Genomic DNA, 11,402 nt, shown 5'->3' with positions numbered 1-11,402 from the left:
AAATTCCCCATACTTCCCTACCGTCCGTATGATGAAATTTCCATAGGGAAGTATCCCTAACCCTCTTTGCTTTTCTTTCCGCTTTTTCTCTGCCAGTCCTTAACCTTCTCCCGCAGATTTGCTACAATATAACGCATGGATAATTCTATCCAAAACAACTGAACAGACACGAAACCAGACTGTTGTAAACCGGACAAGTTACAGCAGTTTTTTTATGCCCAATTTAGAAAGGCCGTTATCCCGAAAAGAGATTATGCAGACAGGCGGTTGATTGATACCTCTGATGAGAAATTCCAGAACAGTCCGGGACTGCAAAGGTGGGCGGCGGTGGAGAATTTAAAGATTGCTGCACAGACATACAATGAAGTGGGTTCCATTGTAGAACTGGAACAAAAAATCTCTGCCGCTTCCGCCACCGGAAAAGAAGCAAAACAGACCGACCGCAAGTATGAGAGTCAGATTATCCTATATGGCGGCGCAAGGCGTATGCTGGAACAGGCGGGCATTTCCTTAAAAGGCTTGAACATCAACAAGCTGAAATCGGAATATCCGGCGCTGACCGCACAGAAAAATAGGAGTGCCGAAGCACCCCCATTTCCTAAACCCTCTTGCAAAATTCGCAGTATTGGTTTATAATCATCTTAGAAGCCGGAGGATATGGCGTGTCCGACGGTTGTTCAATCGGAAACAATAATCAGTTTAAAAATCAAACGGATTACAAGGCTATCCTCTATTGCAGTAGAAGATAGCCTTTTCCGTTACTTGCGGTTGTGTTTATTGTCTATGTATGTCAAGGCTGCAAAAATCACCAGCACTAACGTAAGCACTTCTAACGTATTCATACCGACCTCCTTTCCGTTTCCAGAAAGGACAACCGCAGACTATCCCTACCTGCTCTAATCTGACTAAAAGAATTGTAGCACGTTATGTCGAATAATGCTATAAAAGATTTGCGTTAATCACTCCGCCGCTTCCAATGCCGTGCAGCAAGTGCACGACACCGTGTGAACCAATGTCATTTACTTAAGGAGAAAATTATCCAAGAACTACGTTTAGAAACATAAATGAGGTCAACTTAGTATGAAGGCAATGGATATTTTCCTCTAAAACCATGCCAAGGAATGGATAAAACGTGGGAAATGGCGGGATGCCTGTTTGAATGCAGCTGACGGTAAGGCATGACAACAAGACCAGCTCCATTCCTTTTGTAAAAAGTGGAACCAGCCTGATCACATGTGTCTATTAATTATGTATGATTACTTCTGTAATTAATTGCGGTAACAGAAGCTCATAGGGATCTTGAACCTTTTCTGCCGTGGGAAGGTTCTTCCCGGCTTGACTGCTTCTATATTGCTGGCGATCAGGCCTTCCACATCCATGACGCTTTTCCCGTCATGGATGCGGAGGAATGCCCTGCAGGTTTTTAAGGCTTCCGAATAATTTATCTGATATTCGTATTTCTTCCCACCTTGTTTGATTTTCACGTTGAAAGCGATTTCTGAGCAGAAATTATACAGGATGGCCCTTGCCCATATTTCCTGTGCAACATACTCGTATTTTTTCGAGTGCAGCGCTTTCAGGCACAGTGGGTATTTGAGATCCCGATAAGAGTTTTCCTGGTTCCAGCGCAGATGGTAGATTTCCTTGAAGTCATTCATGTCAAATTCATGGTCTGACAGGTTTGTGATCAGGTTCTCATAGGAGCCGGGGGACAGTTCGAACCGAACGACCCGCAGGGAAATGTTGTATTCCCGCCTGGCATCAGTAAGGTAATCCATCGGGACACTGCGGCATACATGGCGGTACCTGTCCGGGAATTCCGGATGTGCCCTTTTCTTTTTTGACTGGAACCGGGAGAGGATGCGCTCCAGATGCATATCCAGGGCTTCTACCCCTTCCAGGCTGCGCCCAAGGATGCCTTCGTTTTTTTTATTTGTGCATCGGATCAGGAAATACTGCCGGTTTTCAATGACATGGGCAAAATTATTATACGACGCATAGCCCCGGTCACAGAAATAGACGTCCGCAGGGCCGCCTGCTGGGCGGGGGCCTGCGGTGTCTACCATCTGGCAGAAGGCGCTGTATTCATTGTGTTTGCGCCCAGGCTGGATGACGAGGTCGGTAAAGCGCCGATCCAGGATGGAGTAGCAGGCATTGATGTAAGCCTGGTTATAGCCCTTAGGGGAAGCCTTGCTGGGTTCATAAAAAGTATCCGTGTCATGGGGATCGCGGAAAATATCCAGCGCGGAGCCGTCACAGACAATGAGCCGGTATTTCCCATGAAAAAGGTTGCTTTTCAGTTTCTTGTTAAAAGCCAGGAGCAGGCACCTTAGCGCTCCGTCCTTGAGTTTGTGGATCTGCTTGTAAAAAGCCGCTTTGGAAGGGGCGTCTGTGCTGCGGCCAAAATAGGTGTAGAGCTCCTCCCGGATGCATTCCCCCTCTAAGGTGAAAAACATGAGGAGGAGCTGCTTAAAGCCGAGCTTCCTGTTGCGGGTGAAATCCCTGCCGGGGTTTTTGGCGTATTTTCCTGGGTCTGCCGCGAGCTCATCAATAGCGGCGAGCAGGATTGCTTTTACAGAATCAGAATACTTCATCGTGTGTACCTCCTTGGATTGAAAATAAAGTGTATGCCTCAAATCCAAGGGCCGCTTTCCCCTTCGGATCATGCTTGTAGATGCTGACACCCTCCGCTGAAATCTCCGCCGCCCGGACGGAAATGGGAATGCCGAGCATCGGAATTTATTCCTATGAGCTGTTCCAGTTTTATGATGTGGATACCATTATCCGCGCCGTATCCGTGAAAGACACATCCGCTGAGGAAATGGCGGAACTGATGGTCGGCAGAAAGCTGGACATGGACTATACAAGAAAGTCTACGGTTCAGAAAGAGTCGGCTATGGAAGTATCCGGATTGACGCTTTTATCCAAAGACCACAAGAAAAAGCTTCTGAATAATGTTACTTTTTCGCTCCGGCGCGGCGAGATCCTCTGCATTGCCGGAATTGACGGCAACGGCCAGAATGAACTGGTCGAGGCGCTTACCGGCCTGGTGCAGCCGGATGAAGGCGCGGTCAAAATACAGGGGATTGACGTTACCCAAAAATCTATCCAGTTCCGAAACACCCACGGGTTGACCTGCATCCCGGAAGACAGGCATAAATACGGGCTTGTTCTGGGGTACACTATGGAGCAGAATCTGCTGCTGAAAAAATACCGGAACGAACCGTTTTCCAAACATGGATTTATTAATTTTAAGGTGTGCCGCGAACACGCGGGACCGTCTGATCGAAAAATATGATATCCGCAGTTCCCAGGGAAATACAACTGCGGCAAGAGAAATGTCCGGCGGAAACCAGCAGAAGATCGTAGCTGCCCGGGAAATTGATGTAGATGCCTTCATCGGTACTGTCGGGCTATCCGACTACCTGCGTCCCGTTTGCTGCACTCCTTTCGTTGATTCGCATACCGCCCTTTTACACTTAAAGACGGAGGATACAGGTTCTCCCACAGTTGACGCAATGTCATTGTATAGCATGACTGGCGTTCCAATGGGCTGGATGCCGTTGCTGTGAACACCTAATTGACATTGTCTGACGCAGTGAATATATTTTTAAAACAGATCATCTTATGCGGAGGGATACCGTTTGATGTGAAGTATCCAGAGTATAAGCCTGAGGTTATAGAAGCTATGCAAGAAGCAAAATGTATAAGCCGAGATCCTGATACCAAACGATACGGCAGTTTTTCTGAGGCATTAGAGGAATTGGATCTATGAAATACGAATTAATTCTGTCTGGAAAGTTTAAAAAAAGTCTGAAGACAGCGAAAAAACGTGGTCTGGACATCTCTCTTCTGGAATCCGTCGTAGACACGCTGCTCCTGGGACTTCCTCTTGAAAAAAAGTATAAAGATCATGCCCTGAAGGGGAAGCTGGCCGGATTTCGGGAATGCCATATCCAGCCAGACTGGCTGTGAATCTATTTGATAGAAGATGATATCTTAACACTGACATTGGTCGATACCGGCACACATGCAGATTTATTTAAAATGGAATCATTTCCGACTATGCGGATACACTCCAACGGCCTGAAGCCTTTTTTACAGCCACCATCCATCTCTACACCCCGATATACTTCGACGGCGCCACCCCATACTCTTTTTTAAAACACTTACTGAAATACAGCGGATCGGCGAACCCGGTCAGGCGGGCGACCTCCTGCAGGTTGGTGTACCCGTCATCCAGATATTTCTTCGCAGCCTCCATCTTCTTCTGCATCATGAACTTCACCAGAGGCAGGTTCATCTCCCGGCGGAACATGCGGCTCAGGTAGTTTTCGTTCATGTAGAGCTGGGAGCTGAGCCACTTTACGGAAAGCTCGGGGGAGGACAGGTTCTGCTCAATGAGCTCCATGCATTTTTCCGTGATCCGGCGGGACGGGGACACCTTGCTGCCCCGGATGTGTTCCAGAATCCGATGAAAATAATGCTCCAGGAATGCGGCGCAGCCCTCCGGCTCATTCAGCTCCATTACTTCGGACAGGGGCGTATAATGCCGGTCAAATATATCCTGCAGGGCCAGTTTATTTTCCCGGAGGAACATCAGGCCGGTCATCACAAAATCAATCCGCAGCATGTTGAAGGTGTCAAAGGAATGCCGGGCAAAGGGCGGTTCCAGCGTATCCCGCACGTGGGCGTCCAGGCCCCTTAAGTCGTCGGAACGGAGCAGGCGGAAGGTGGCGGAGCGGATGGAGTCCAGATCCATCTCCATGTCGAAGGCATTTTTCATATATTCCGCAAAGGAAATGATGCCCTTGTCCAGAACCGTCTGGTTATACCGGGACAAGAATTTTGTCTCATAATAGCAGCGGTAAATGTTGGACAGCCCCTTATACCGGCAGCTATAAAAAACGGCGGCGGAAAGATTCAGGTCAAACAGCAGATTGTCCCGCAGCAGCCTGCAGATCAGCGGGGTACCCGGCCCCGGGCTGCCGGAATTTTTTTCATATCCCATGAGGATATTGCACTGGTAAAAGGAATCGGTGAACACCACGCAGTTGGGGTAATCGCTGAGCGTGTCCTCGATGGATTTGATGGCGGTCTGCAGCAGGTCGTCCATATTTTTCTCCATGGAAACCGGGAAATCCAGGGATTCGATGTGGACAGCAATGATCTGAAATTCCTCTCCGCGTAAGGGAATCTGGTAAAATTCAAATTTTTCCTTCAGCTGTTGCTCGTCCAGCGTCTGACGGCCGGAAACCAGCCAGTTCAGGAATTTGTCCCGGATCATCCGCTCGTTGAGCAATGCCTTGGAATACAGGGAGCTGATGTAGTTTTCCTTTTCCCGGGACGAGTCCAGCCGGGACAAAATTTTCTGAATCAGTTCCCGCAGTGATTCCGGCTCGATGGGCTTGAGCAGATAATGGGTAACGCCGATGTTCAGAGCCTGCTGGGCGCAGCCGAAGCTGTCGTTGACGGTCAGCAGGATGCACTGGACATCCGGATAATGTTCCTTTAGGATGGCGGCAAGCTCCAGCCCGTCCATGTTGGGCATGTTGATATCACAGATGATGATGTCCGGGACCGCCGATTTCAGCAAAGCCAGGGCAGAAATGCCGTCGCACGCGTCCGGAAGGACTGCAAAGTCCATTGACTGCCAGTCCAGAATCTGGTGAAGTCTCCGCAGAATCAGAGGATCGTCGTCTACAAACATGATCTTATACATATGCTGTTTATCCTTTCCTATACCTTATGAAACGGCCGCATGGCCATGACGGGGTGCCCTTGGGTATACCTTGTAAAACGGCCGCATGGCCATGATGGGATGCCCTTGGGTATCTATTTTGACAGGGTTTACAATGTCTTGGGAAAACGAACCTCAATCTGTGTTCCCTGCCCCTGTTCTGACTTTATGGAAATCCCGTATTTTTCCCCGTGCTTCAAACGAATCCTTTCCTGAATATTTTTCAGCCCGAAATGCTTGGGGATTGCCGTGGGAGCCGGTGCGAATATGGAGGAACGCGATCCCTCTGGAATGCCCTTTCCATTGTCGGAAATGAGGATGCAGACCGTCTGGTTTTCCAGGGTTCCTTCTATTTTAATCCGGCCGCTGTTTTTGAAGCCTGCGAAGCCGTGTATCACGGAATTTTCCACAATGGGCTGGAGAATCATTTTCAGGATCTTAAAATCCAGAATGTCCTCGTCCACCGTGATCTCATAGGTAAACAAATCCGGAATCCGGATCAGTTGGATCTCCAGGTAGGCCCGGATCAGTTCCAGTTCTTCCCGAATCGTAATGATATTGCGTCCCTTGCTCAGGATGGCCCGATAGTAACGGCCCAGATGGGATACCATGGCGGTGGCGGTTTCGTTTTTCTGATCCGTGATCAGGCTGCTGATGTTGTCCAGACAGTTGTATAAAAAATGCGGATTGATCTGGGCCTGCAGCATTTTCAGCTCATATTCCTTTTTCTGGGTCTGCTCGTTGTAGATCCTGGTGGTCAGTTCTTTGATATTGTGATTCATGACCCCGAAGCGTTCCGCCAGAAAACCGATCTCATCCCCGGAATGGACGGGAACCGGAAGGTCGAAATTGCCCTTTCCGGCTTCGTCTGCGTAATCCGCCAGCCGGATCACCGGACCCACGATGCTCTGGGCCAGCCGCGAAGAGAGAAGCACCCCTGCGGCCAGAACCAGGATGCCGATGATCAGAAGGAACAGCGCCAGGTTCAGGGCTTCTTTGTATATCCGGTAATAGCGCATCATGTAGACCACCAGGTAATCTCCGTTTTCCGTTTCGGAAGAAAGGAGTAGCATGTGTTCGGCCGTCGTTTCCTGCGGGATTTTTCCGCCTGATTTGTACTGCGTTTTCTGTTCCGGCTTCCCCATGCCCTCCAGCAGACCCAGGATTTCCGGGGACGCCGTTGTCTGCAGCTCGTCCCGGTTTTCGGAGGAAATGATGGTGCCTGCGCTGTCGATCAGCAGGAAGCATTCATTTTCTTCATCCGACACGGAATGATAGGAGTCATAAAAAAGGGATTCCTTGATGTCAAAGGTCAGAATCCCGAGGCAGCTCCCTGACCGGATATCAATCAGCGATTTGGACACGGTCAGGGCGGCGGCTCCGCTTTTGTCCGCCGGATATTCCAGGAGTATCCGCCCCTTCTCCGCCGCGATTTCCCGGTAGCGCGCGTCCATTTCCGCGTCCGGTGTGCGGATTTCGTCTGTCTTGATATCGAATACGCGGCCATCCCGGGTATGGATGTAGCCGCTGGAAATCAGGCTCTGGATCTCCATAATGTTGTGCACGGCATTGTGCATGGTGGAGGAAAACATATAGTTGCCGTAATTATTGTCCGGATACTCCGCACGGATCGCGTCCTGCAGCGCAGAGCTGGTGGAAAATGCCTTAATATTGTAGGTAATATTTGACAGGATCTGGTCTGTCTGGCCGGTTACAAGGGACAGCTTGTCCTTCGCGTTGTTCAGCGCCTCCGCCTTTCCGTTCCGGATGATCAGCGAGATGGATGAGACCAGGATCAGAAGGGTGGACAGCATGAGCAGGGGGAGAAAAACCGCAAGGATTTTTCTTTTCATATTCCAGTTGGTAAAAAAATAAGTTCTGCACATTGTGTATCCTCCCATTGTTCCCATTCAGGCCATTCTGATTCCATATCCCGTGTATCAGAATGCGGCCTGCAGCAATCGTCTTTCGAGAATTATTATATAATATGCGGGGATGCTTGAATACAAGAAAGGGATCAATTTTCTGATTTTTCCATATAGCGTCCGAAAATTCCATTCCGTTTTCGGCTGGAAGTGTATAAGATATTCTCAACAGCAATACAACAACAGGGAGGAAAGAAGAATGAACAAATGGAAAAAATTGACGTCACTTGCACTGGTCGGAATCATGGCCGGTTCACTTGCGGCCTGCGGAGGGGCAGGCGGTTCCGGGGATTCCGGCAGTTCAGGTTCGGAAAGCTCCGGCGGTACGGAGAGCGGCGCTGAAAGCAGTTCCAAAGATTCCGGAGAAAAGGTCAAACTGAATATGCTTTTCAACGACACGGATGAAAACGTGCAGGCGGAAATGGCATATGTGATGGAACATCTTCCGGAGGTCCTGCCGGATGTAGAGGTGGAGCTGGAAATGGTTCCCGGCGACGCACAGACCTACGAAACCAAAGTGCGCACCATGATCTCCGCAGGCGGCGACGGCCTGGATGTATGGTGGGAGCGAGGCGGAAGCTGGGCAACCCCGATCCTGGAATCGGAAAGCGCACTTCCTCTGGACGATTATCTGGAAGCAAGCGGCTATTGGGACAAGGTGATTCCGTCCGCAAAGCTGCCGGCAGAAGACGGACATACTTATTCCGTACCGTTTGAGGACATTTCCTATGAGATCGTCTTATATAATAAGAAGATTTTCGCAGACAACAACTTGGAAGTGCCGAAGACCGTTGCGGAGCTGAAAAGCGTGGTTGAGACGCTTGCCAAAACCGACATCGTGCCTATATCTGTAGGCGCCAAGGACGGCTGGTGCGCAGCCATGATGCTGGAAGGATTTGCCTATTCACTGGATCCGGAAATGACCGAAAAGATTGTGAACGGCGAGGCGAAGTTTTCCGATGAGCCTTATGCGGAAGCGGCAAATGTCATGAAAGAGCTTCTGGATATGGGCGCATTTTCCAAGAACGTGGCATTGACCGGGATCGACGAAGCGCTTCCGATGTTTGAGACCGGAAAAGCGGCCATGATGGCAAACGGCTCCTGGGCGGTAGCGTCCGGCGCGGAAAAAATGGGCGAAGATTTCGGATATTTCTATTATCCGGTCATCCGCGACGAGGATGTGGATGTCTATGGAAAAAATGTAGCCGGCGGTGTAAAACAGAACTCCGGAATGATGGTCTATGCGGGAACCAAGCATCCGGACGAAGCGGCTGCACTCTGCGAGGCGGTTGCGGAGCTCCGCTGCAAATACGTTTACGAGGAAAAGGGAAATCCGTTTACCGTATACAAAGCGGGCGACCTGGGATGGACCTATGACAGCGATTTTGCGGAGCCGGTGGCGCAGCTTGCCGAGGATATGCAGAATTTCGAGTATGTATACGGACTGGTTCAGGATGTAATGCCCACTGCGGCGGCTTCCTCCGGTATCATGCAGGCTACGAGCAAGTTTATGACAAATACACCGGATTACACGGTGGACAGCTATCTGGAAGATATGGATAAAGCGGCGTTGGAAGAATAGCTCCGGCGAGGCGGGCCGGCGGTACTGCATTTCGCGGATACTGCCGGCTTTTTGATACCATTGTATTTTGATACTATTGTATGCGGAGAAACGGCCGGCGGCAGGTTTTTCCCATTGAGGCAGTATGGCGCGGCAGACCGATACGGGCGTCTGCGTGTGCCGATTTCTAAAATTCGAGACAGGAGTTACGCTATGAAAAAAGTACTTGGAAATAAATGGTATATTTTTTTGCTGAGCGCCCCGGCGCTGATCTTGCTTGCGGCATTTGTCGTCTATCCGATCTTCAATATCGTGGTCATGTCGCTGCAGAAAACCAACGGTCTCACGCCGCCGGAATGGATTGGGCTGGAAAATTTTAAAACCCTTTTGCAGGATGAAGCATTTATCCGTGCAAATCTGGCATCCCTGGGGCTTTGCCTTCTGGCGGTGCTCTGCAATGCGGTGCTTGCTGTCATCGTGTCAATCCTGCTCTGCACACTGGGGCCCAGGACGCAGAAGATCCTGAGAACCGCATTTGTCATCCCCCTTGTCCTTTCTATTTCCGTAATCTCACAGCTCTGGCTGACTATTTATCATGCGGACTGGGGGCTGCTGAACTATTTCCTGAAAATGATCGGGCTGGGATTTCTGCAAAATGAATGGCTGATCAATCCGAAAACCGCCATGATCTGTATTGCCATTGTGGGAATGTGGTGGATGTTCGGCATGGACCTGCTGATGTCCTATTCCGGGATCAAGGCGATTCCTGAGAGCTATTTTGAGGCAGCCCAGCTGGATGGGGCCGGATTTTTCAATACGGTGCGTTATATCACGCTTCCGCTTCTGCGGGACGTGGCAAAGACCTGTGTGACGGTTTCCGCAATCGGCGGCCTGTTTACATTTCCCCAGGTATTCATCATGACCGGCGGCGGCCCCGGAGACCTGACTCAAACCGTCATGATGTACATGTACCGGCAGGCGTTTTCCAACCAACGGTACGGCATGGCTTCTGCTGTCGGAATCCTGGTGATCGCCGAGACCTGCGTGGTTCTGGGCGGCATCGGCTGGCTGTTCAGGCAGGGGAAATACAGGGAGGACTAAGGCGGCCGGGAGTACAGCGCCGGCCGCAGCCGCAAAGGGACAGATTTCCTCATGCGGCTGTGCGCATCTTATGATACTGAGCGGCAGGTTGATCTGGCGGTCAGTATCCATCGGTTATAGATACAGGAGGACAAACATTATGAGAATCCGGCAAAAATGGATCAAAGGAATCCTGACGGTCATCTTCGGGATCTGCGCGGCCACTTCGGTGTACCCGCTGCTGTGGATGCTGATCAATTCATTTAAAGATACGTCAGAGATCATGACAGGAGAATCCTTCGGGCTTCCCCATGTCTGGAAATTTGCAAACTACACGGACGCGATTTTTAACCGGGATATTCTGAAATTTTTTGTAAACAGCATCATCGTGACCGGCTTTACCCTGCTGCTGACCGTGACAGCGGCGATCATGCTTTCCTACGCGCTGACGCGGATGCAGTGGAAGCTGTCCGTGCATGTGAGCAAAATGGTGACTCTGGGGATTCTGCTCCCCTCCCAGATCGTCATTGTCCCTATCTTTATGATGCTCCGGGAAATGCACCTGATCAACAATCCGCTGTCCCTGATCCTGACCATCTCGGCCTTTAATATTGCCATGGCCACATTGATGTGCAGCAGCTTCCTCTCCGGGATTCCCCTGGAAATGGAGGAGGCCGCGGTGATGGACGGGGCCGGGATCTTCACGATCCTGTTCCGGGTCATTGTGCCCATGATCAAGCCCGCCGTAGCTACCATGTGCATCAATACCTTTATCAACAGTTGGAATGAATTTATCTACGCGCTGGTGCTGATCAGCGGGGAGAAGTACCGTACGCTCCCCATCGCGCTGATGAATTATTCCTCCGGAAAATACGGCACGGATTACGGCGGAATGTACGCGGCCATGGTGATCACGAGTATCTTGCCTGTGCTGCTGTTTGTGTTCTTCAGCAACCAGGTGGAAAAAACATTTTCGGCGGGGGCGATATTGAAGTAAGTATGAAAGCTTTGTAGGACTTGTAGAGTGCAAAAGGGCATAAAATCCCCCTCCCCATGAAAAGGGGCTTTTTAAATGGGATACGATATGATACAATAA

The 11,402-nt window shown here is 50.2% G+C and carries 8 protein-coding genes and 2 pseudogenes; 7 read left to right on the top strand and 3 right to left on the bottom strand.

What is annotated here, in order from left to right:
• Positions 1-225 precede the first annotated feature (225 nt).
• Positions 226-570 (top strand): annotated as a pseudogene (locus tag ACTOY7_RS20795) (relaxase/mobilization nuclease domain-containing protein); the annotation flags it as partial.
• Positions 571-1,268: 698 nt separating this feature from the next.
• Here the strand turns inward: ACTOY7_RS20795 and ACTOY7_RS20790 are convergent.
• Positions 1,269-2,594 carry an IS4 family transposase gene (locus ACTOY7_RS20790; protein ID WP_482671714.1) on the bottom strand — a complete coding sequence of 442 codons (1,326 nt, stop codon included), beginning with the start codon at positions 2,592-2,594 and terminating at the stop codon, positions 1,269-1,271.
• Positions 2,595-2,731: 137 nt separating this feature from the next.
• Here ACTOY7_RS20790 and ACTOY7_RS20785 point away from each other — a divergent pair, with 137 nt between their 5' ends.
• From ACTOY7_RS20785 to ACTOY7_RS20775, 3 genes and pseudogenes are all read left to right on the top strand, one after another.
• On the top strand, positions 2,732-3,298 hold the full coding sequence (locus ACTOY7_RS20785; protein WP_482671718.1) for an ATP-binding cassette domain-containing protein: 567 nt from the start codon (positions 2,732-2,734) through the stop codon (positions 3,296-3,298).
• Between the two features lie 282 nt (positions 3,299-3,580).
• Entirely contained in the window at positions 3,581-3,775 is a 195-nt protein-coding gene (locus tag ACTOY7_RS20780; RefSeq protein ID WP_482672368.1) for a type II toxin-antitoxin system RelB/DinJ family antitoxin, read from the top strand.
• A pseudogene (locus tag ACTOY7_RS20775) lies at positions 3,772-4,050 on the top strand (type II toxin-antitoxin system YafQ family toxin); the annotation flags it as partial. The gene ACTOY7_RS20780 and the pseudogene ACTOY7_RS20775, both read left to right, overlap by 4 nt.
• Positions 4,051-4,117: 67 nt before the next feature.
• Here the strand turns inward: ACTOY7_RS20775 and ACTOY7_RS20770 are convergent.
• A complete protein-coding gene (locus ACTOY7_RS20770; protein ID WP_394684043.1) occupies positions 4,118-5,722 on the bottom strand; it encodes a response regulator in 1,605 nt (534 codons plus the stop codon).
• A 128-nt stretch (positions 5,723-5,850) separates the two neighbouring features.
• The gene (locus tag ACTOY7_RS20765; protein WP_482671715.1) at positions 5,851-7,626 is read right to left on the bottom strand and encodes a cache domain-containing sensor histidine kinase; all 1,776 of its coding nucleotides are present in this window, start codon (positions 7,624-7,626) and stop codon (positions 5,851-5,853) included.
• Between the two features lie 238 nt (positions 7,627-7,864).
• On the opposite strand from ACTOY7_RS20765, the gene ACTOY7_RS20760 reads away from it, so the two are divergent.
• From ACTOY7_RS20760 to ACTOY7_RS20750, 3 genes are all read left to right on the top strand, one after another.
• The gene (locus tag ACTOY7_RS20760) at positions 7,865-9,247 is read left to right on the top strand and encodes an ABC transporter substrate-binding protein (RefSeq protein WP_482671716.1); all 1,383 of its coding nucleotides are present in this window, start codon (positions 7,865-7,867) and stop codon (positions 9,245-9,247) included.
• Between the two features lie 192 nt (positions 9,248-9,439).
• Positions 9,440-10,327, top strand: a complete 888-nt coding sequence (locus ACTOY7_RS20755; protein WP_482671717.1) for a carbohydrate ABC transporter permease — start codon at positions 9,440-9,442, stop codon at positions 10,325-10,327.
• 139 nt (positions 10,328-10,466) lie between these two features.
• Positions 10,467-11,303 carry a carbohydrate ABC transporter permease gene (locus tag ACTOY7_RS20750; protein ID WP_160283959.1) on the top strand — a complete coding sequence of 279 codons (837 nt, stop codon included), beginning with the start codon at positions 10,467-10,469 and terminating at the stop codon, positions 11,301-11,303.
• The last annotated feature ends 99 nt before the right edge of the window (positions 11,304-11,402 follow it).

It is taken from the genome of Schaedlerella sp., from assembly GCF_056796775.1.
This window is presented reverse-complemented; position numbering and strand designations above follow the sequence as displayed.

Bases quoted from the DNA above. Each gene is read 5' to 3' on its own strand.
- ACTOY7_RS20790 (WP_482671714.1), bottom strand. From the start codon at position 2,594: ATGAAGTATTCTGATTCTGTAAAAGCAATCCTGCTCGCCGCTATTGAT.
- ACTOY7_RS20770 (WP_394684043.1), bottom strand. From the start codon at position 5,722: ATGTATAAGATCATGTTTGTAGACGACGATCCTCTGATTCTGCGGAGA.
- ACTOY7_RS20765 (WP_482671715.1), bottom strand. From the start codon at position 7,626: ATGTGCAGAACTTATTTTTTTACCAACTGGAATATGAAAAGAAAAATC.
- ACTOY7_RS20760 (WP_482671716.1), top strand. From the start codon at position 7,865: ATGAACAAATGGAAAAAATTGACGTCACTTGCACTGGTCGGAATCATG.
- ACTOY7_RS20755 (WP_482671717.1), top strand. From the start codon at position 9,440: ATGAAAAAAGTACTTGGAAATAAATGGTATATTTTTTTGCTGAGCGCC.
- ACTOY7_RS20750 (WP_160283959.1), top strand. From the start codon at position 10,467: ATGAGAATCCGGCAAAAATGGATCAAAGGAATCCTGACGGTCATCTTC.